This window comes from Nocardia sp. NPDC050799 (assembly GCF_040654015.1).
In the GTDB taxonomy this organism is placed as follows: Bacteria; Actinomycetota; Actinomycetes; order Mycobacteriales; family Mycobacteriaceae; genus Nocardia.
The window spans coordinates 479,717-501,104 of sequence record NZ_JBFAHF010000001.1; the positions used below are offsets into that span (position 1 = coordinate 479,717).

Consider the following 21,388-nt stretch of genomic DNA (forward strand, 5'->3'; position numbering starts at 1 on the left):
CATGCTCTCCGATCGAACGAAGACACCGCCACGGTCGGTCGTTCGCGCGATGGAACGGGTCCGCGGCGGATTGGCCGGGATCCACCGGCGGCTGATTCCCCCGCATTTCGCCCTCCTGGAGATGGTCACCGCGGGCTGGCTGTCCCAGGCGATCTACGCGGCCGCCGCCCTGGATATAGCGGGTGCGCTCGTCGCCGGCCCGCGCTCGGGCACCGACCTCGCGCGGGCGGTCGGCGCGGACCCCGATGCGTTGCGGCGGTTGCTGCGCCTGCTGACCGCGCACGGTATCTTCGCCCGGCGCCGCGACGGTCGTTACACGCTCACCCCCCTGGCCCAGGCGTTGCGCACCGACGTGCCCGTCTCGCTGCGGGACGCGGTGCTGTTCTTCGGTAGCCCGACGCACCGCGACCACTGGAATCGGCTGGTAGACGTGGTGCGCACCGGTCGGCCGTCCGTCGCCGCCCGCGCCTTCTTCGATCTCGTCCGCGCCGACCGTGCGCTCGGCGATATGTTCGATCGCGCGATGTCCGATATGGATGGCCTCGGGCAGCGCGCGGTGCTGGCAGCGCACGACTTCACCCGCTACCGCACGGTCGTCGATATCGGTGGTGGTCGCGGCGCCCTGCTCGCGGAAATACTGCGCCGCGCGCCGGGTTGCACAGGCGTGCTATTCGATCTGCCCGAGGTGGTGACCGAGACGGCGGAACTGCTGGTCCGGGCCGGGACCGCCGACCGGTGTACCACGGTCGGCGGCTCGTTCTTCGACGCTGTCCCCGAGGGCGGCGACCTCTATGTGCTCAAGCACATCCTGCACGACTGGCCCGCCGAACAGGCCGGGCAGATCCTGCGAACGGTACACGCGGCGATGGCCCCCACGGCCCGGCTGCTGGTGATCGAACTCCTGCTCCCGCAGCGGAACCACCCGCATCCGGGCCACTACATCGATCTCGAGATGCTGGTCCATACCGGCGGGCGGGAACGCACCGAATCCGAATATCGCGCCCTGCTCGCCGGAGCCGGGTTCGCGCTGATCTCGTGCACACCCACACTGTCGCCGGAGAATGTACTCGAGGCCGTCCCGGTGCCGTGACACCCGCGGCACCGCACGGATCCTGCGGGGAGCGGGTCACCCCACCCGGCGGGCGGACCTGGCCCGGTGCCTTGCCACATTCACCCGGTTGGCGCACCGTTCGGAGCAGAAGCGGCGCCGTCCGTTGCGGGAGATGTCGACGAACACCCGCGGGCAGTCCTCCCGCCGGCACTGCCCGATCCGGCCGGGCGCCGCGCAGTACAGCTCGGCCAGGCCCGCGGCGGTATAGGCCTTCACGCGTTCCTCGATCGGCGCGTCCTCGGCGGCATAGTGCAGATGCGGGGCGCGTCCGTCGTGGGTCGAGATATAGGGGCGGCTCGTGGTCCCGGCCAGCAGTGCGTTGATCGGCTCGACTCCGGGTGCGCGGAACACCGCGTCGAGTCGGCGGGTCCAGCGGCGCAGTTCGGCCGCCTGCCGAGAACTCACCGTCCCGATCGGTTTGTAACCGGCCGCGGCCAGCAGGGCGGCCAGATCCTGATCCGGTGGCGCGTTCACCAGCCGGGCCGCCAGGTCGGCGGCGGCGCCTCCGTAAGGGTTGAAATGCACAGAACCATTACAGCAGACTCGGGTCATGACCATCACCTGCTCCGCGTGCTCCTGGCCCGAACCCGCCCTGATCTCCGAACACGGTGCGGTCCGCTACTGGCGCTGCGTATGCGGTCAGTGGCTGGTGAGCGAAGCGGATGCGGTCACCGCATCACCCGGCGGCAGCGACCTGGCGGTTGTGCAGGGCTGACGGCTCGCGCGCTGTCGGCAACCGATCGATTCACCGCGAGAGCAGGGCGCGACGGGATCGTGCCGCGCCCGGCCCGGGCGGGGGCGGACCGGCGCCTGGTGGGGCCGGTCCTTGCGGAGCGCGAGGACGGCCGAGCCCTACCCGGGATGAAGGCCCGACGCTCCGCGGCACCGGCGGGAGTGTGTGGGTGCGCGGGCCGCGGGGTGCCCTCTTCCTGCTCCACCGTCGGCGGTCAGTCCTCACCCGGATCGTGCGGTTGCAGGGGCCTGGTCGCCGGGCCTTCCAGGACCTTGCCGTCGATATCGAAGCGCGATCCGTGACACGGGCAGTCCCAGCTGGTTTCGGCATCGTTGAACGCCACGAGACAACCCAGATGGGTGCACACCGCCGATACGGAGTGCAGCCGCCCGTCGTGATCGCGGTAGACGGCGCTGCGGCGGCCGGACCGGCGCATCACCGCTCCGCTCCCCGGGGCGAGGTCCGCGGCGGAATCGACGAAGGTATGCGGGCGGAGCCGGTCGCCGACGAAATGGCGGCCCACATCCAGCCCGGACGTCAGCAGGCTGCCGGCCTCTACCCTCGGGTGCAGGCGGCGCGGATCGTAGATCTTCGCCCAGGGCGCCGGTTCGCCGGCGAGTTCGGCGGCCAGCAGCCGCCCGCCCATGATCCCGTGGGTCATTCCCCAGCCGCCGAACCCGGTGGATACGTACACGTGCCGGGCGCCGGGATGGAAGCGGCCGATATAGGGGATCCCGTCGGATGTGGTGTTGTCCTGGGCGCCCCAGTGGTAGGCGAGGGAGCTCACCGGGAAATGGTCGCGAGCCCACTGCGCCAGCAGGTCGAACCGGTCCGTGGTCGAGGCCGTGCCCGGCCGTAGGTGCTCGCCGGTGATGATGAGCAGTCGCCGGTCCGCGCCGTACGGGGCAGTGCGTACCGAGCGGGTGTTGTTCTCCGGCGTGATGTACATACCCTGCGGGTCGTGCTCGGCGGCGATCACGCCCGCGACGGCCAGCTCGCGCCGGGGCTGGAGCCTCGCGAACAGCAGTGCTCGGTCGAATACCGGGTAGTGGGTGGCGACCACGACATCCCGCGCACGCACCACGGCGCCGGACTCGGTGGTCAACCGGCAGGGGCTGCCCTCGTCCAGCGCGACGACCCGCGTGCGTTCGAAGATCCGGCCGCCACGCGCGATCAGGGCCTCGGCCAGGCCGAGCAGGTAGCGGCGCGGATGGAACTGGATCTGGTCCGCCACGCGGACGGCCGCCGCCACCGGAAAGGGCAGACCGGTCTGGGTGACCAGGGTGGCCGGCAGCCCCGCATGCCGCGCGGCGTCGACCTCGGCGCGGATCTGATCGATCCGTTTCTCCTCGGTGACATAGGTGTAGGAGGGCGCCCGCTCCAGTTCGCAGTCGATACCCAGTTCTGTGGCCGTGCGGTCGAGATGCTCGACCGCGTCCAGCTGCGAGCGGGCGTACAGGCCCGCGGTCTCCTCGTCGAACGAAGAACGCAGCTTGTCGTAGACCAGTGTGTGCTGGGCGCTCACCTTCGCCGTGGTGTAGCCGGTGGTTCCGCTGACTATCCGGTCGGCCTCGAGCATCACGACCGAACGCCCGATGGCCGCGATCTCCCAGGCGCTGCAGATCCCCGCGACGCCCGCGCCGACCACCGCGACATCTGCCTCGATATCGCCGGTCAGCGGCGGATACGAGGTCGGCCCGGTGGAATCCATCCAATACGACTCGGCTGTTCCGGTGGGTGAGTTCACGGCGCGCGGATACCCCGAACCCGGCCGGCCACACCCGGCACCGCGCGCCGAGTATCGACCGGTCGGCATTTCCGGCGCGACAGTGCGGTGCGCGCGGCTTCCGTACGGCGTAAAAGATGGATACGGTGGGGCGGATATCCGGGCAGTGGAAGGAACGAAGATGGCGGTCGGCACCACGGTGAACGCACACATCCAGGAACTCGGCGGCGGTTTCATGTTCTCCCGGGAGGCCCGGGAGTACGCCGTCGAAACCGGTGTGGACGAATTCTTCGGTCCCTATACCCGTGGCCGCGGGGGCGTGCTCGGTGAGGTGGACGCCGAGGTGGTGACCGCGGCGTTCGGCTTCTTTCCGGCCCATTCGATCCGCGTGGCATGGGAGTCGGTCCCGATGCCCGCCGCGAAGGCCGCCCACCGGTACGCGCTGGCCTGTCAGGACTTCGGCCGCCGGAAGCTCGCTTCCTTCGACGAGGCGCCGCGCCTGGCCGAACTGCTGGAAGCCGTTGTCGCGGCGGCGGACCCGGCCGGACTGTCGTTGTTCGCGGGGTGGCGCGCCGTACCCCTGCCCGGTGACGCGCCGGGCCGCGTCATGCAGCTCGCCCACGTCCTGCGCGAACTGCGCGGCGGACTGCACCTTCTCGCCGTGCGGGCCGCCGGTATCACCCCGCTGCAGGCCGTGCTGATCTCCGGGTCGCCCCTCAACGACGGTCCCGGCCAGGCCCGCTGGTACGGGTGGCCCGAACCGTTCGAGGAGATCTCCGACGAGATCCGGGCGGCCTGGCGGCGTGCGGAATCGATCACCGATGACCTCATCGCCCCCGCGTTCGCGGTGCTCGGCGACGATGCGGGAACCGACCTCACCCGCCTGGTAGCCGCTGCCCACACCGCGACCTTCGCCCGCTGAGGCCGGCCGGTCGCGGCGCCCGGTACCCGACGCCGCGGGACCGGCGCCGGCCCTCGGAGCCCTTCCCGGTGACGGTACCCACGCCCGTGGTGGAGCGCGTTGTCCCTGCACGTGGCGCCCGCGCCGAGACGTTCCGCGCGCCGCTGCCGGTGAAAACCGCGGCCGTCGCGGGCCTCTTCGGCCTCATCCGGCCGTGGACTCCCAGACGAAGCCGTCGGGATCGGTGAACGAACCAGCGGTGCCGGCGATCACGATACGGTGCGAACCGTCCCCGTCCGGGGAAACGCCGGCGTCCTTCGCCGCGGCGCGGCGTCCGTAGAGTGCCAGTTTCACCGGCGAGTCCGGGGTCGCGAATTCCACGTATTTGCCACCGAAGCTCTTGGCCACCGTCAGGCCGCGTTCGACATAGAACCGCTTGCCGGTCTTGACGTCGTCGACCCCGAGCAGCAGCACGACCTCGTCGATGTCGCGGGTGGCCGGCCCGGTGTCCTTCTTCTTCGAGGTCGTGATCTTCCAGATCGCGCCGTCGGGTGCCCGGAGGACGCCTCCATAGCCCCAGAAGCTCTTCGCGGCGGGCTTCAGGGTGGTGAAGCCGGCGCCGAGCGCGCTGTCGACCAGACTGTCGACGTTCCCGGGTTGCGACACCACCAGGGAAAGGATGTAGCCGCGGAATCCGTTCGTGGGGGCTTGTCCGGCGCGGAAGTCCAGCTCGGCGCCGAGGCCGAAGGCGGCGGCGTAGGTGGCTCGGGCGGCGTCGGAGTCGGGTACCTCGAGGTGGACGGTGAGGGCGGTGGTGGTGGTGTGTGTCGAAGCGTTCATGCTGCTCACGCTAATTCCGGGCCGGTCACCTGCGCTTCTCGATTCCTGATCAGTGCGCTCCGGTGGACTGTGACGGTTATTTCAGTTCATGGAACTCGTCGGGCCGCGCCCCGTCCGGGCCCGCCGGATGCGGGCCGTACACGAGTCTCCCGCCTGGGTGGCCGAGGTCGTCGATCCGCCACCACCTGGATCGACGAGCTGCACACCCACGTGCGGAGCAATGTGGTGCTGCCCGGTGTCCGGCGCAGGCGACGAGTCCCGACCGTGGTCGGGGCGAGTACCTCCCTGGAGGACGCTGTACTTGCCGATACCCCCGAGCAATCCTGCGACTCAGTCGGTTTCGAGAGTAATGACCACGGGGGTCACGCCGGTGGTGAGGTCCAGGACCGGGCAGTGTGCCTCGACCGCGGCCTGAAGTTCGGCGTAGCGCTCGGCGGTCTCCGGTCCGGTGATCCGCACCCGCACCCGCACGGCCTGGAACCCGGCGCGCACTCGGTCGTCGAGACCGAAGAAGCCGCGCACATCCAGGTCGCCTTCCGCCTCGACGGACAGGTCGTCGACCACGAGGCCCAGTCGCTGGGCCCAGAACCGGTAGGTGACGATATGGCAGGAGATCAACGCGCCGAGATAGACCTCGACCGGATTGGGGGCGGTGTCGTCGCCACCGAGCGCCGGTGGTTCGTCCACCGGGAAGCGGTGTGTGCCCGCGGTGATCGTGCTGCCCACCGCGCCCTGTGGGGCGCCCGCGGCCCGGAAGAGCACCGTGGCCGCGGCGGGGTTCTCCCGCACCGCCTTCGCGGTGGCATCGGTGATGTCGTTGAGCGCTGTCGTGCCGGTGGTCATGGTCGCCGACGGTAGATCCGGCGCGGGCGGTCGGCCAGGATTGTGCTCGCGCTGAGGCCAATCCGTGCCGGGCCGCGCCGGGCGCCGGGGCGCGCAGCAGAATGGCCGCTGCCATAGGGCAACGGCCGCGGAGGCTCGGAAGCACATCGGGTGCCCCGCCGCGAGAGCGGGGCACCCGATGCTCGGTGGAATGCCGTTCGAGGACGACCGGCCGGAAATCAGCCCGCCAGATGTGCCTCGATGGCCTCGATGATGCGCGGACGCAGTTCGGCGGCCCGGATGACGGCGTCGACCGAACCGACCTCTACCGCGCGGTGGATATCGTGCACGCGGTCGAACTCCGCGGCGACCTCACCGAGTTTCTCGGTGCGGACCGTGGACCGGAGCTCGTCGAGTTCGGCGGTGAGGGTGGCGCGGTCGGTGCCGGAGGCGTTCGCGGCGCGGGCTTCCAGATCGCGGACCCGCGGGTCCGACGCGGTGCGCTTGTCCACCTCACCGGCGAACACGACCGCGGCGGCAGGGGCGCCACCGAGGACCGAGGCGAACGAACCCTCCAGCGCGAGCACGGTCATATTCGGGTTCAGCGTCTTGGAGAACACGACGAACGCGCCACCGTGGTACCGCGAGATCACGGTGAACACGATGGGGCCCTGGAAGTTGACGATCGCGCGGCCGATTTCGGCGCCGTACTCGAGCTGCAGTTTGCGCATCGATTCCGGGGAACCGTCGAAGCCGGACAGGTTGGCCAGCACCACCAGCGGCCGGTTGCCGCTGGCCGCGTTGATCGCCCGCGCGGCTTTCTTCGACGACCGCGGGAACAGGGTGCCCGCGGTGTAGGTGTCCGGGCCGTCGGTGGCCGGGAAACCGCGCCGGGGTACACCCCGCGACTCGATACCCAGCAGGCACACCGGGATTCCGCCCAGATGCGCGTCCTGGACCACCGAGGTCTCGGCATCGGCCATCCCCGCCCACCGTTCCAGCACCTCGTGGTCCTGGTCGGCCACCGCCCGCATGACCGTGCGAATATCGAACGGCTTCTTGCGATCCGGGTTGGCGGCGGCGGAGAAGATCTGGCCGACCGTGGTGAAATCGCTGTCCGCCATGACATGCGGAAAACCGGAGATGTCCCGATCCACCGGGTCGGTGGTCGGCGCCCGGCGCGGCCCCTTCTCACCGGGGACGACATAGGTGTGATCGTAGTGCGACATCAGCACGGCCCGGGCGGCGTGCAGGTTCGGCGCCCAGTACTGGGCCTGCCCGTTGGGGCCCATGACCCGGTCGTAACCGCCGATCCCGAAGTTGTCCTCGGCCGAGACGCCGCCGGAGAAGTCCAGGGCCTGCTTACCGGTGAGGACCATGGCCGAATCCGGGGTCATCACCAGAATGCCCTTGGTGTGCATGAGCATGGTGGCCTCGGCGTTCCAGTACGGCTGGGCGCCGACATTGATCCCCGCGACCACGATATTGATCTCGCCGCCGTCCTGGGTGAACTCGACAATGCGCTTGAGCGCCGCCGCCACCCAGTCCATGTTCTCGGTGCCCGAGGTCATCGAGATCCGGGCGCCCGAGGACAGCGCGTACCACTCCAGCGGGACCTGCAACTTCTCGGCCAGATCCAGCGCGGCGATCACCCGGCGGCATTCCGGCTCCGACAGCGCGCCCAGCGATTTGGTGGGATCGCCGAGGAGCACCACCCGGGTGACACCTTCGGGGTGCCGCTCGGTCACGGTGGTCACCACACCCGCCACCATCGCCGCGGTGTTGCGGCCCTTGGGCCGGTCGACCGGCACCAGCGCGTGGTCGGCGTCGAGGTCGTACTCGGTGAATTCACCGAGCAGGCCGGTGAGCTCGTACGGGTACACCGTGTTGCGGCTGCTGGCGCGCAGCACCTTCTGCCGGTAGGCGTCCAGCGGCTCGACCGGATCGTCGGACCGCTCGCCGACGGTCAGTTGAGTCCCGCCGGTGGCGTCGAAGGAGATCCGCAGGGCCAGCTTCACCAGGTCACCGGTCCGGGCGTCGCGCTGGCGCGCGATGAGCAGGATCTCCTCCAGGCCCGCGCCCGTGGTCGTGGGACGCACCCGCTCGACGATCGACTCCAGTTCGCCGCGGGTGATATCGATCGGCGGCCAGACGTACATCACGATGCGGTTGGTCTGCAGCCGTTTGGACGACGGCCGCCCCGCCTGCGCGCGGCGGATCGAGTCGAGGCAGGTGGCGATGGTGCTCTCCGCCGTCGGCAGGGTGACCAGCCGGCCGTCGTGGTCACGCAGCGCGGTCAGGTCCCGGACCTGGGCGAACGCGACGAGACGCTCATCGGCCGGGTTCTCCTTGGCGACACACCGGAACAGGTACACCTCCTCGTTGTCCGAGGACGGCAGCTGGGTGAGGTCGAACTTGTGCAGCCGCTTCATCTGCATCCGCTGCGCGATATAGGGATGCAGACCGCGGATGAGACGTTCCTCGTCGAGGCCGGTCGCCGACGGGCGGAACGTGAAGTGATAGTGCATGACCGCGTTGTCGCTACCCGCGACGGTGGCGGTGATCCGGTGCACCTGGTTGGACACCGGCTGCGCGTTGAGCACCTCCTGCAGCTCCGCCGCCATGGCGTCGAAGTCCTCGGGCTGGTTCTCCCAGGACAGATAGATATCGGCCTCGATGGAGGCGGAACCGGTCGACAGTTCGGCCAGACCGGCCACCACCCGGGGCAGGGAGTCGAAGCTGACCGCGGCCGATACCAGGCTCACGCCCTTGCGTTCGGCGACGACGAAGGTGTAGTCGCCGGCGTCGCGAGTGCGGACGTCGGTGAGGTCCTTGTTGCCGTAGTAGCGGCGGGTCAGCACTTCCAGCATGACGGTGTTGTCCGCGGAGCCGCGCGAAAGCCGCTGGCCCAGGAGGCGCACCAGAGGTTCGGTGGCGCTCACCATCTCGGCGATCCGCGCGGTCCGGTCGGACGCCTGCGGATGCGCGTCCAGGTAGCTGAGGTGTTTGCGCGCGTCGGTGTAGACGCGGGCCCGGTTGCGGCGCAGCACCGGCTGCCCGTACCAGGCGAAGACCAGGCCGCGGGTGAGGTCCGCGATCACCGGGAACCGCACCTGGGTCGCGGCGACGAGCCGCTCCAGCGCCAGGCCGACGGGCTCGCGCAGTACCCGGTCCGGCATCGGCTCGTTCAGCCATTCGCGCAGTAGTGCCGAGACGACCTCGACCGTATCGGCGGGCCGCTGCTGGGCCAGGAAGATCCGGAACACCGCGGCCTCGAGGTCGGGCGTGCGGTCCAGTTCGGTGACGCCGTAGTGCCCGAGTGCCTGGGCGAGCTTCGTGCGGTAGGACTCCGGGAGGCCGGCCCGCTCGACGTCCAGGCTCTGCAGATAGGTGTGGAAGTACTCGCGGGCACTGTGGACGTGCCCCGGGGTCGGATCGTCCTCCCAGGACCGATTGTGGCTCAGTTCGGCCAGGTCGGCGAAGACCTGCACCAGGTCGAGTTCCTCGGCCAGCGGCCGGCGGTTGTCCGCCACGGCCGCGCGGCGGGCCGCGAGGTATTCGTCGAGCACCCGCCGGTCGTCGTGCGGGTCGACATCGAAGCCCAGCAGCAGACTGCGCAGATCCTGCTGACCGCGGATCATCCGCTGGTACGGCTGCGGGTCCGACTCGGCGGGCAGATCCAGTTCGACCGTGGCGGTCGCGGTGTCGGCCTCGGCCTCGTCACCCTCGTCGGCGAGCGGCTCCAGCCGCAGCAGCGGTGCGCCGGTCTCCACCTGGGTGCCGACCGAGACATTGGATTCCTTGAGCCGGGCCCGGAACGGCGCGCGCAGCACCGTTTCCATCTTCATGCTCTCCAGCACCAGTACCGGTGCCCCGGCCTCGACCTCGGCGCCGACCTCCAGCGGGGTGGCCACGACGAGCGCGGGCGCGGGGGAGCGGACGACGCCGCCCTCGTCCCGGCTGACCCGGTGGGTCACGCCGTCGACGTCGACGAGGTGCACCGGCCCGTGGGTGCCGGTGATCAGGCGGTACCGGACGCCGTTGACCACGAGCTGGCCGGTGTGCTGATCGAAACGTTCGAGATCGACGTCGGCGGTGCGGATATCGGTGCCCGCCTCGATACCGACCCGGAACCGGTGCGCGCCGATCCGGGCGACCCGCACCCGGTAGCTCGCACCGCGCAGCTTCAGGTCCAGCGGACGTCCGCTGTCGTGCTGTACCTGGGGACGGCCACCGGAGGCGGTGGACAGCAGCCGGTGCTGTTCGACCTGCTCCTCCTCCTCGTAGGCGTCGATGGCGGCGGCGGCCAGGGCGATGGCGGAGTGCCGGTGGGAGACGAGCCGGCCCTCACCGCGCACCCGGTCGATCCAGCCGGTGTCCGCGCTGCCGTCGATGACCTCCGGCTGATCCAGCAGGTCGAGCACGAAACTCTTGTTGGTCGCGCCGCCCTCGATGATCACCCGCGTCTCGATGACCGCCCGGCGCAACCGGCCCAGTGCCTCGTCGCGGTTGCGGCCGTAGGCGATGATCTTGGCGATCATCGAATCGAAATCGGCGGGGATGGTGTCGCCCTCGCTGACACCGGTATCCACGCGGATACCCGGGCCGGCCGGCAGGTCCAGATGCGCGATCCGGCCGGGGGAGGGGGCGAAGTCGCGGTCGGGGTCCTCGGCATTGAGCCGGGCTTCGATGGCGTGCCCGCGTTCGGCCGGGGGTTCGCCCTCGAGCCGGCCGCCGGAGGCCACGTGCAGCTGCGCGCGGACCAGGTCGAAACCGGTGGTGATCTCGGTGATCGGGTGCTCGACCTGCAGGCGGGTGTTGACCTCGAGGAAGGCGAACAGTTCGTCGCCCGGGTGGTAGAGGAATTCGACGGTCGCCGCGCCGCGGTAGCCGACCGCGACCGCCAGCCGCTCGGCCGACGTCTTGAGTTCGGCCGCCTGCTCGGGCCGCAGCACCGGCGAGGCCGATTCCTCGATGACCTTCTGGTTGCGCCGCTGCACCGAGCAGTCGCGCACACCGAGTGCCCAGGCGGTGCCCTGGCCGTCCGCGATCACCTGGACCTCGACGTGCCGGGCGCCGGTGACCAGCCGCTCCAGGAACACGATGCCGCTGCCGAAGGCGCGGGCCGCCTCCTGGCTGGTGCGTTCGTAGGCATCGACGAGCTCGGCCTCGTTGTTGATCACGCGGATACCGCGGCCGCCGCCACCCGCGGTCGCCTTCAGCATCAGCGGGTAGCCGATCTCGGCCGCCGCCGCCGCGGCGGCTTCCACCGTCTCGACCGCGCCGCGGCTCCAGGGCGCCACCGGCACGCCGACCTCTTCGGCGATCAGTTTCGCACCGATCTTGTCGCCGAGTTTGCGCATGGCGTCGGGGCTCGGACCGATGAAGGTGACGCCGATCTGCTCGCACAGTTCGGCGAACGCCGGATCTTCGGCGACGAAACCCCAGCCCACCCAGGCGGCGTCGGCGCCGGTCGCCACCAGTGCGCGCTCGAGGGCTTTGAGGTCGAGGTAGGGGCGGGCCGAGGCGGGGCCGAGGTCGTAGGCGATATCGGATTCCCGGACGAAGGTCGCGTTCCGGTCGACATCGGTGTGCAGCGCGATGGTCTGGATCGGCTGCCCGGTTTCGGCCGCCAGATCCCGGACGGCGTGGACAAGGCGCATCGCCGCCTCTCCCCGGTTCACGATGGCGATACGACTGAACACTATCCCTGGCTCCTTCGTCTGTGGGGCACGGTCACGGATGAGCCGTTTTCGGCTCGGCTCTGCGTAGTGTGCACCCGCGGGACCACTGTGTGCACAGCGTGCGGGTGCTACTCGCCCGTATTTTCGGCGGGCGGGTGGATCGGCCGGGTCGTAAGTGACCGAGTGATCCGGAGAACACTTACCCGAAAGACATGTCGCAATCCACCGACACGGCGCTACAGGCGCCGATCGTTGGATTGAGCGAAGGGTGTCCGTGGCCGGCCACGGTGGCGAGTTGGTGCAGGTGACGCGGCGCGTCCGGACCCCGCCCGCCGGTAATCCGGGTGGCCTTTCCCCCTTCCGGCGGCGGCCGCGGTACTGCCCGGCGAGGTGCACGGTCGGGTGCGGCGAGCGCATTCCGGGCATTGGGGGAGCCGGCCGGCCGCCGGAACCCCCGGCGGCGCGCCGCCGGGGGCCTTGCCGGCCACGGCCGGGTTCAGTGCAGCAGGGTGCCCAGGTGCCGGGCCGCGTCGCGGACCGCGACCGCCAGGGCCGGTTCGTCGTCGACCTCGAAGACGGAGATGCCGATGGTGGCTTCCGGTTCGCCCCGGCGGCGGGGTACGAGCGCGGAGATGCCGAACACGGTCGCGACGACCTCACCGCGGGTGAGGGCGTAGCCGCGGTCACGCGCCGTCTCGACCTCGGGGCGTTCACCGGGAACGGGCGGCGCCGCGGCCAGCATCGCCAGGCCCGCCGAGCCACGATCTATGGGATGGATCTGTCCCGGCCGGAAGGCCACATGGACCCGCGCGTTGCGCGGTTCGACCACCAGCAGCGCGCGCACTTCGGTGGCGTTCTCGCGCAGCACCAGGTGGACGGTGGCCCGGGTGCGTTCGGCGAGTTCCTCCATCACCGGCCGCGCGACCGTGCGCAGATCCTGTTCGACCGGCTCGGCCAGAGTGACCAGGCCCGCACCGAGGGTGACGCGTTTGGTGTCGTCGCGGCGGCACAGGCGGTGGGCCTCCAAGGTGCGGACCAGCCGGTGCGCGACGGTGCGGTGCACGCCGACGGACTCGGCGAGATCGGTGATCGACAGCCCGTGGGGATGGCGGGCCAGGGTCTCCAGGATGTCGAGTCCGTGGTGGAGCGTTTTCGACATTCCCGAGTCGAGCTCGACTCCGGTGGCGCGTGCACTCCCGGTGGCGGTGCTGTGGTTCATCACGTCCTTCTTGACTTTTGTGAGTGGCGACACCTAGCCTTCACTCATATCGCACAGTGCGTGCGATTATCGCACGATGAGCCGGTGGGGGCAAGCGGAGGCTCCGCGATCACGTCGAGGAGAATTCGATGACCACGGTTTCGATCGGCGACCTGCCCGATCCGGCGACGGTCGCCGCGGTCCACCAGCTGTACGGCTTCCAGAGCCACCACATCGACAACGGCCGGGCCGCCGACTGGGCGGCCACCTTCACACCGGCCGGTGAGTTCCACTCACCGAGCTACCCCGAGCCGGTCACCGGGACCGCTGCGCTCACCGACTTCGCGCGCGCGTTCCATACAGCGGCCCGGGCGGCGGACGAGGTACATCGGCACGTCGTCACGAATATCGCGGTCCGGCGACTGGACTGCTCGACCCTCGAGGTCGGCGCCTACCTGCAGATCGTGGCCACCCCGCGCGGCGGGTCCGCGCGCCTGGTGCGGATGACGACGCTCGCGGACCGCCTCGAACTCACCGGCGACCGCTGGTCGGTCGCCCACCGGCGCGTCTCCCGCGACGACGCGCCACAGCGGTAGGCCGCGGCGCGACCCCGCACGGATTTTCACACGATTTCGGAGGACAACAGATGAGCACCACCACCGAGCAGCTCAATCCCGGGCGCACGGACGCGGCACCGATGACCGCGCACTACCCGGAGATGGCCGGCAAGGTCGCCGTGGTCACCGGGGCGGCGCAGGGAATGGGCGCGGTGTTCGCGGCAGGCCTGGCCACCCGCGGGGTGTCGGTGGTCGCCGCCGATATCAACGAAGACCAGGTCGTCGCGACCGCGCAGGGGATCGGGTCCGAGCTCGCCGCGCAGTCGCTCGCGGCGGAACCGGGCCGCGTGGTCGGGATGCGTGCGGATGTGACCGTCCCCGCCGATCACGAGAAACTCGCCGAACGCGCCGTCGCGGAATTCGGGCGGATCGATTTCTGGATCAACAACGCCGGTATCTTCCCGTTCGCCTTCGCCGAGGACATCTCGCCGGAGCAGATCGGCGCCACCCTGAAGGTGAACGTCGAAGGCGTGCTCTACGGCGCCCAGGCCGCGGCCCGGCACATGGCGCCCGGCGGCGCCATCGTGAACATGTCCTCGGTCTCGGCGCTGCGGGTGCGCAAGGGGCGCGGCGCCTACTGCACGTCGAAGGCCGCGGTAGCGCATATGACCGAATCGCTCGCCGTCGAACTCGGTGACAAGGGAATCCGGGTCAACTCCATCGCACCCGGCTATATCGACACCGCGATGACCCGCTGGGTGCAGGACGATCCCGCGGCACTCGCGCACGCGCTCGAGGTCGTTCCGCTGCACCGGCTCGGTTCCCCCGAGGAAGTGTTCGGCCCGCTGCTGTTCCTGCTGTCCGACAGCGCCCGCTACGTCACCGGGCACAGCATCGCCGTCGATGGTGGGTCCCGCCATGTCTGACCGGCCGACCTATCCCGGCGTCGTCCTGGTCACCGGCGCCGCCGCGGGCATGGGCGCGGCCCACGCCCGGGCACTGGCCGCGCTCGGCACCCATGTGTGCCTGGCCGACGTCGCCGACACCGAAGAGCTGGCGGCGGAGATCGTCGCCGCCGGCGGATCCGCCGGCGCCCACCGCCTCGACGTCGCGGACCGAGAGGACTGGACCCGGGTCGTGGACGAAATCGGCTCCCGCCGCGGCGAGCTCGGCGGGCTGGTCAACAACGCGGGTATCTCGCGGCGGCTCGAGTTCATGGACACCCCGGACGAGATCTGGGACCGGACGCTACGGATCAACCTGTTCGGTCCCTTCTACGGAATGCAGGCCGTGGCACCGCTCATGCGTGATTCCGGCGGCGGTTCCATCGTCAACATCTCCTCCATCTCCGGGCAGATCGGCTACTTCTCGCCGGCCTATTCCGCCAGCAAATGGGGGCTGACCGGATTGTCGAAATCGGCGGCCGGTGGCCTGGCGAAATGGAACATCCGGGTCAATTCCGTCCATCCCGGTCTGGTGGGGACGGCGCTGGTGAGCGGCTCGGGCGGGTTCGTGGAGTCGTCGCTGCGGTCCATCCCGATGGGCCGGATGGGTGCGCCGCAGGAGATCACCGACGCGGTCCTGCACCTGCTGTCGGACCGGTCGAGCTATATGACCGGCAGCGAGGTCACCGTCGACGGCGGCCTGGTCTCCAACGGCCTGTACCACCGCATCGTCGCGGAGACCGAGGGGAGCCTGTAGTGGACGACGCATTCGATGTCATCGTGATCGGTGGCGGCGGGGCCGGGCTGGCCGCGGCGGTCTCGGCCGCCGCGGACGGCGCCTCGGTGCTGCTGTTCGAATCGGAACGGGAGCTGGGTGGTTCCACTCAGCTGTCCGCGGGCCTGTTCACCGCGGCCGGCACCAGTGTGCAGCGTGCGCTCGGTATCGAGGATTCGGCGGAGAAGTTCTTCCAGCACTACATGGATCTCAACCAGTGGGTGCTGCGTCCGGGCCTGATCCACACCTTCTGCGAGCAGGCCGCCCCGACGCTCGAATGGCTCATCGGCCTCGGTGCCGAGATTCCCGCGGTGGAATCCGGGAACGCCCATCAGCCCGGCCTCGCCCGGGCGGGCGTCGAGGACGTCTGGCGGGCGCACGTACCGAAGGACCAGGGCTACGGCCTGGTCCAGGTGCTGGACCGGGCACGTCGTGAGCACGGTGTCGAGGTGGTGCTCAACACCCGGGTGGAAGAACTCCTGGTCACCGACGGCCGGGTCACCGGGGTGGTGGCCGACGGTATCGAGGTGCGCGGCGGTGCGGTGGTCGTGGCCACCGGCGGATTCGCCCAGGACCCCGGCTTCGTGGACCGTTATTTCCCGGCGGCTCGTGCGGCGGGTGAGGCATTGTTCGTCGTCGCGGCGCCGGGCAGCCGGGGCGATCATCTGCGCTTCGGCGCCCGGGTCGGCGCCGCACTGACCGGGCACGAATGGGGTCTGCTCATGCCGACGGTGTACTTCCAGCGACATCACCACTGGCAGTCCGGCTTCCCGCCGCCGTCGCGGCTGTACGTCAACCGGAACGGACGGCGATTCATGGACGAGGACGCGCCGTATGCGGTATCCACCGGGATCCTCGACCAGCAGGGCGGCTCCGCCTGGATGATCTTCGACGAGAAGGCACGCGTGGGACTCCCGGCCGGTTACACCGATTGGACCCCCGAGCGGGTCGCCGAGGAGGCAGCCGCCGGGCGCACCGCCCGGGCCGATACCTGGGACGAACTCGCGGCGGCCATCGAGGTACCGGCCGTGACGCTGCAGGCCAGTGTCGACCGGTGGAACGCCCAGTTGCCGGCCGGCGCAGACGACGATTTCCGCCGCCACGTCTCGCTGGCCGCCAAGCACAGCGATACCCGGCTCGAACCGATCACCGAGGGACCGTTCTACGCGGCCGAGATCCTGCCCGCCGAACTCGTCTGCACCCATACGGGTCTCGAGATCAATTCCGATACTGCCGTCCTCGATGCCACCGGGCGTCCCGTTCCGGGACTCTTCGCGGCGGGCGAGGCCGGAGGCGGGGTCCTCGGACTCCGCTATGTGGGCGGCGGTAACGCCGTCGCCAACGCATTGACTATGGGGCGCATCGCCGGTCGCGCGGCCGCGGCCGAGTCGCACTCTCGCACGAAAGCACAAGGTAACTGACATGTTGGGACACGAGCTGATGCCCGAAGAAGCGCACCGCTCCGATTCGGCCGCCGGTGGCTCCGAAGGCCAGTCGTCGGTGAAGGTGGTCCGCGCGGCCATTGTGGGTACCGTCGTCGAGTACTACGACTTCGGTATCTACGGGTACATGGCGACCGTGGTCGCCACCCTGTTCTTCGTCTCGGAGAACGAAACGGCCGCGCTGCTGGGCACCTTCGCAGCGTTCGCCGTGGCGTTCTTCCTGCGGGTGCCCGGCGGGATCTTCTTCGGCCATATCGGTGACCGGTACGGCCGCAAGAGCGCGCTGTCGTGGACCATCCTGCTGATGGTGATCGCCACGGTGCTGATGGGGTTGATGCCGACCTACGTCACGCTGGGCGTCTGGGCCACCGCGGCGCTGGTGCTGGCCAGGTGCCTGCAAGGTTTCGCCGCCGGCGGCGAACTCGGCGGTGCCAACGCCTTCGTCTCCGAATCGGCGCCGCGGCGCTGGCGCGCGACCCAGACCTCGATGGTCAACTCGGGCACCTATCTCGGGTCCCTCGTCGCTTCACTGGTCGCGCTCGCCCTGACCTCGATCTTCTCCGAGGAGACAATTCTGTCGTGGGCGTGGCGTATTCCGTTCCTGCTCAGCGTGGTCATCGGTGTCGTCGGCATCTGGATCCGCAACCATATGGAGGACACCCCGCAGTTCGAGGAACTCGCCGAAAAGGGTGAGACGAAGAAACTGCCTGTGATGGAACTGCTGCGCACCTCCGGTGGTGCCGTGGTCAAGATCGTCTTCCTGGGTGCGCTCATCACCGGTGGTTACTACATCGCCTCGGTGTACGCGGCGACCTACCTGCAGACCGCGGGTGGTCATTCCTCCACGCTGGCATTCCTGTCCACCTCGCTGGCACTGGTGCTGGGCGTGATCACCCTGCCGATCGCGGGCTACCTCGCCGACACCTACGGGCGCAAACCGGTACTGCTGTGGGGCAGCGTCGCCGCGGCCGTGCTCGGCGTCCCGATGTTCGTGCTGATGGCCGGGGCGGGCGCCTGGCAGGCGGTGGTCGGCCAGTCGGTCCTGTTCATCTGCGTCTCGGTCGTCAACGGTGCCTCGTATGTGACCTACGTGGAGATGCTGAAGGCCTCGGTCCGCTACAGCGGTCTGGCGCTGGGCAACAACATCACCAACATGCTGCTCGGCGGCACCGCGCCGTTCATCGCGACCTGGCTCATCGACGTGACCGGCAATTCGCTGGCGCCCGCGGGCTACTTCGTGTTCTGCGCGCTGCTCACGCTGGGCACGGTCTTCTTCGTCGAGGAGACCAAGGGCATCGAACTGCGGGTGGACTGAGCGCGTCGCCGCCGCGGGCCGGCCGAGGTCACCCGCGGCGGCACCGTGCGCTCACCTTTCCCGATCCACATCCGTTTCCACGAGGAGGCAGGTCATGGCGTACTACCGCCAACTCGGCAACGTTCCGCCGAAACGCCACACCCAGCACCGCGACGACAGCGGCCGGCTCTACTACGAGGAGCTGATGGGGGAGGAGGGTTTCTCCTCGGATTCGTCGCTGCTCTATCACCGCGGGATCCCGTCGGCGATCTCCGGAGCCGACGTGTGGGAGGTCCCCGACCAGACCACCACGCCCAACCATCCGCTGACACCGCGGCACCTGACATTACCTACGCTGTTCCCGGCCGGAACCTGGGCGGATACCGATGTGGTCACCGGCCGCCGGCTGCTGCTCGGCAATTCCGATGTGCGGATCTCCTATGTGGTCGCGGCGAAGGAGTCGCCGCTGTACCGCAACGCCCTCGGCGACGAGATCGTCTATATCGAGTCGGGCGCGGCGCGGGTGGAGACGGTGTTCGGCGCCCTCGCGGCCCGGCAAGGCGATTATGTCGTGATCCCGACCTCCACCACCCACCGCTGGATTCCGCAGGGCGGCGAACCGCTGCGCGCGTACGCCATCGAGTCGAGCAGCCATATCGTGCCGCCCAAGCGTTATCTCTCGCGGTTCGGGCAGCTGCTGGAGAACGCGCCCTACTGCGAGCGCGACCTGCACGGCCCCCGCGAGGTGCTGCTCGCCGAGGGAGCCGAGGTGGAGGTACTGGTCAAACACCGCACCTCCCGCGGCATCGTCGGCACCCGCATGGTGTACCCGCGGCACCCGTTCGATGTGGTCGGCTGGGACGGCTGCCTGTACCCGTACACGTTCAATATCGACGATTTCGAGCCGATCACCGGCCGCGTCCATCAGCCGCCGCCGGTGCACCAGGTGTTCGAGGGCACGGGGTTCGTGGTGTGCAATTTCGTCCCGCGCAAGGTCGACTACCATCCGCTGGCCGTCCCGGTGCCGTACTACCACTCCAATGTCGACTCCGACGAGGTCATGTTCTACTGCGGCGGGGACTACGCGGCGCGCAAGGGTTCCGGTATCGGCCTCGGGTCGGTGTCGGTGCATCCGGGCGGGCACGCGCACGGCCCGCAGCCCGGCGGTATGGAACGTTCGCTCGGTCTCGAATCCGTAGAGGAGACCGCGGTCATGGTCGACACCTTCGCCCCGTTGGAACTGGGCGAGGGCGCGCTCGCATGCGAGGATCCCGACTACGCGTGGTCGTGGCTTGGGGAGGCGAGCGCGTGATCCCCGCTCTCCTGCGTGGGCTGTGTGACGACGCGGCCCTCTTCCCACCCGGCAACGCGCCCCTGCCCGCCGCGCTGGCCGCGCACGCACGCTATCGGGACAGCGAGTTCGCGGCACTCGTCGGACCGCTGATCTTCCCCGTCCCGCGGCTCGCCGAACTGGCGGATCGGTCACCCGGCTCGCTGACCGTGGTGTTCACGGCCCCGGCGGGTCCGGGGACTGTGGTTCCGGCTCTGGCGCAGGCAGCCGCGATCGACGGGCTGATCGTGACCGGCGTCGAGATTGCCGTCCCGGCACAGGTATCCGTGGTGGAGTTCTTCGCGACGCTGGAATCGATCACCGGCCGGACGTCGGGTCTCGAGGTGTATGTCGAGGTGCCGCGTGACGAGCGGCGAGCGGCCGTCCTGGAGCGGCTCGCCGGCTCGCCCTACGCGGCGAAGTTCCGCACCGGCGGAATGGTTGCCGCGGCGTATCCGGACGAGCGGGAACTCGCGGTGGCGTTGCGGTCGGCCGTCGCCGCCGGGGTCCCGTTCAAGGCGACCGCCGGGTTGCATCATGCCGTCCGCAATACAGATCCCACCACCGGGTTCGAACAGCACGGCTTCCTCAACCTGCTGCTCGCGACCCACCTGGCGCTCGCCGGTGCCGATACCGGTGCGCTCGAGGCAGTGTTGGCGACCCGGAACGGCGCCGGGGTCGCCGCCGAGCTGGCCGCGCTGTCGGAAGCCGAGGAGAAAGCCGTGCGGGGCGCCTTCCGCTCGTTCGGGACCTGCAGTATCAGCGACCCCCTCACCGAACTGGTGGATCTGAACCTGCTTCCGGCCGCCCTGCGGCCCGTCTCCGAAAGATCAGCGTCATGACCGTCATCGATATCCCCGCCGATTCCCCCTTCGGGATCGACAACCTGCCCTACGGCGTCTTCTCCACCCCCGGCACCGCGCCGCGCGTCGGTGTCCGGGTCGCGGACACGGTCGTCGATCTGGCCGTCGCGTTGGGGGACGAGGCGTTCGCGCGTCCGTCGCTCAACGATTTCATGGCTCTCGGACCCCGGCAGTGGGCTGCCGCCCGCACCCGAATCACCGAACTGGTCCGGGGTGAGGTGCCCGCCGACGCCGTGCTTCCGCTCGCCGATGTCACCATGCATCTGCCCATCGAAGTCGCCGACTACGTGGACTTCTACGCCTCCGAACAGCACGCCACCAATCTGGGCAGGCTGTTCCGGCCCGATTCGGCGCCCCTGATGCCGAACTGGAAACACCTCCCGGTCGGCTACCACGGCCGGTCGAGCACCGTGCTCGTATCCGGCACCGATATCGTCCGCCCCTGCGGGCAGCGCAAATCGCCCGCCGAGGCGGTACCGAGCTTCGGACCGTCCCGGCGCTTGGATATCGAGGCCGAACTGGGTTTCGTCGTCGGGGTGCCGTCCACGCCGGGCACCGTGATCACGCCGGACGAATTCGCCGAGCACGTCTTCGGCGCGGTGGTGGTCAACGACTGGTCCGCCCGCGATATCCAGGCCTGGGAGTACGTACCGCTCGGTCCGTTCCTCGGTAAGAGTTTCGCGACCTCGATCTCGCCGTGGGTGGTGCCGCTGGCCGCCCTGGAAGCGGCGCGGATCGACACCCCGGTCCAGGACCCCGAGCCGCTGCCGTACCTGCGCGGTGCGGAGAAATGGGGGCTGGATATCGACCTCACCGTCGAATGGAACGGACAACTGGTCTCCCGGCCGCCCTATGCCCAGATGTACTGGTCGCCCGCGCAGATGCTCGCCCACACCACGATCAACGGCGCCGCGGCGCGTACCGGTGACCTGTTCGCCTCCGGAACCATTTCCGGAGACCACAGAGATCAGCGCGGCGCCTTCATCGAACTCACTTGGGGCGGGGCCGAACCGGTCGAGGTCAACGGGGAGACCCGGACCTTCCTCGAAGACGGCGACGAGATCGCCATCGCGGCCACCGCCCCCGGGCCCGGGGGCGCCCGGATCGGTTTCGGTGAGGTGCGTGCCCGGATCCTGCCCGCCACGCAGGCGCACCGATGAGCGCGAAG

Annotated in this window: 17 protein-coding genes; 11 read left to right on the forward strand and 6 right to left on the reverse strand. The window is 69.7% G+C overall.

All coding sequences use genetic code 11. The annotated features are described in order from the left end of the window. Position 1: 1 nt before the first annotated feature. Entirely contained in the window at positions 2 to 1,090 is a 1,089-nt protein-coding gene (locus AB0H42_RS02220; protein WP_357048462.1) for a methyltransferase, read from the forward strand. Positions 1,091 to 1,126: 36 nt separating this feature from the next. On the opposite strand, the gene AB0H42_RS02225 is transcribed toward AB0H42_RS02220, so the two are convergent. After that, a complete protein-coding gene (locus AB0H42_RS02225) occupies positions 1,127 to 1,636 on the reverse strand; it encodes a CGNR zinc finger domain-containing protein (protein ID WP_357048465.1) in 510 nt (169 codons plus the stop codon). A gap of 25 nt (positions 1,637 to 1,661) precedes the next feature. Here AB0H42_RS02225 and AB0H42_RS02230 point away from each other — a divergent pair, with 25 nt between their 5' ends. Continuing rightward, positions 1,662 to 1,826, forward strand: coding sequence for a hypothetical protein (locus tag AB0H42_RS02230; protein ID WP_357048468.1), 165 nt, complete (start codon positions 1,662 to 1,664; stop codon positions 1,824 to 1,826). Between the two features lie 232 nt (positions 1,827 to 2,058). On the opposite strand, the gene AB0H42_RS02235 is transcribed toward AB0H42_RS02230, so the two are convergent. Next, positions 2,059 to 3,591, reverse strand: coding sequence for an FAD-dependent oxidoreductase (locus AB0H42_RS02235; protein ID WP_357048471.1), 1,533 nt, complete (start codon positions 3,589 to 3,591; stop codon positions 2,059 to 2,061). Positions 3,592 to 3,751: 160 nt separating this feature from the next. Between AB0H42_RS02235 and AB0H42_RS02240 the strand changes: the two genes are divergently transcribed. Next, positions 3,752 to 4,492: a hypothetical protein gene (locus AB0H42_RS02240; protein WP_357048474.1), complete on the forward strand. Its 741-nt coding sequence runs from the start codon at positions 3,752 to 3,754 to the stop codon at positions 4,490 to 4,492. 183 nt (positions 4,493 to 4,675) lie between these two features. Here the strand turns inward: AB0H42_RS02240 and AB0H42_RS02245 are convergent, their stop codons facing one another. The 4 genes from AB0H42_RS02245 to AB0H42_RS02260 form a co-directional block, all read right to left on the reverse strand. Continuing rightward, a complete protein-coding gene (locus AB0H42_RS02245) occupies positions 4,676 to 5,311 on the reverse strand; it encodes a glyoxalase (protein WP_357048477.1) in 636 nt (211 codons plus the stop codon). A gap of 330 nt (positions 5,312 to 5,641) precedes the next feature. Further along, on the reverse strand, positions 5,642 to 6,154 hold the full coding sequence (locus AB0H42_RS02250; protein ID WP_357048480.1) for an OsmC family protein: 513 nt from the start codon (positions 6,152 to 6,154) through the stop codon (positions 5,642 to 5,644). Positions 6,155 to 6,372: 218 nt separating this feature from the next. Next, positions 6,373 to 11,838 carry a carboxyl transferase domain-containing protein gene (locus tag AB0H42_RS02255; RefSeq protein ID WP_357048483.1) on the reverse strand — a complete coding sequence of 1,822 codons (5,466 nt, stop codon included), beginning with the start codon at positions 11,836 to 11,838 and terminating at the stop codon, positions 6,373 to 6,375. Positions 11,839 to 12,313: 475 nt separating this feature from the next. After that, on the reverse strand, positions 12,314 to 13,036 hold the full coding sequence (locus tag AB0H42_RS02260; protein WP_357048485.1) for a helix-turn-helix domain-containing protein: 723 nt from the start codon (positions 13,034 to 13,036) through the stop codon (positions 12,314 to 12,316). 128 nt (positions 13,037 to 13,164) lie between these two features. On the opposite strand from AB0H42_RS02260, the gene AB0H42_RS02265 reads away from it, so the two are divergent. From AB0H42_RS02265 to fahA, 8 genes are all read left to right on the forward strand, one after another. Next, positions 13,165 to 13,611 (forward strand): nuclear transport factor 2 family protein, encoded by a 447-nt coding sequence (locus AB0H42_RS02265; RefSeq protein WP_357048488.1) that lies wholly within the window; start codon positions 13,165 to 13,167, stop codon positions 13,609 to 13,611. Between the two features lie 50 nt (positions 13,612 to 13,661). Then, complete coding sequence (locus AB0H42_RS02270; RefSeq protein ID WP_357048490.1) at positions 13,662 to 14,498, forward strand: SDR family oxidoreductase; 837 nt, start codon at positions 13,662 to 13,664, stop codon at positions 14,496 to 14,498. After that, positions 14,491 to 15,273 (forward strand): SDR family NAD(P)-dependent oxidoreductase, encoded by a 783-nt coding sequence (locus AB0H42_RS02275; protein WP_357048493.1) that lies wholly within the window; start codon positions 14,491 to 14,493, stop codon positions 15,271 to 15,273. The genes AB0H42_RS02270 and AB0H42_RS02275 overlap by 8 nt, the downstream gene beginning before the upstream one ends. Further along, positions 15,273 to 16,712: an FAD-dependent oxidoreductase gene (locus tag AB0H42_RS02280; protein ID WP_357048496.1), complete on the forward strand. Its 1,440-nt coding sequence runs from the start codon at positions 15,273 to 15,275 to the stop codon at positions 16,710 to 16,712. The genes AB0H42_RS02275 and AB0H42_RS02280 overlap by 1 nt, the downstream gene beginning before the upstream one ends. Before the next feature lie 19 nt (positions 16,713 to 16,731). Next, positions 16,732 to 18,048 carry an MFS transporter gene (locus tag AB0H42_RS02285; RefSeq protein WP_357048658.1) on the forward strand — a complete coding sequence of 439 codons (1,317 nt, stop codon included), beginning with the start codon at positions 16,732 to 16,734 and terminating at the stop codon, positions 18,046 to 18,048. A 94-nt stretch (positions 18,049 to 18,142) separates the two neighbouring features. After that, positions 18,143 to 19,339 (forward strand): homogentisate 1,2-dioxygenase, encoded by a 1,197-nt coding sequence (locus tag AB0H42_RS02290; protein ID WP_357048499.1) that lies wholly within the window; start codon positions 18,143 to 18,145, stop codon positions 19,337 to 19,339. Further along, complete coding sequence (locus AB0H42_RS02295) at positions 19,288 to 20,199, forward strand: hypothetical protein (protein ID WP_357048502.1); 912 nt, start codon at positions 19,288 to 19,290, stop codon at positions 20,197 to 20,199. The genes AB0H42_RS02290 and AB0H42_RS02295 overlap by 52 nt, the downstream gene beginning before the upstream one ends. Next, positions 20,196 to 21,380 carry a fumarylacetoacetase gene (fahA, locus tag AB0H42_RS02300; RefSeq protein ID WP_357048504.1) on the forward strand — a complete coding sequence of 395 codons (1,185 nt, stop codon included), beginning with the start codon at positions 20,196 to 20,198 and terminating at the stop codon, positions 21,378 to 21,380. The genes AB0H42_RS02295 and fahA overlap by 4 nt, the downstream gene beginning before the upstream one ends. Positions 21,381 to 21,388: the final 8 nt, after the last annotated feature.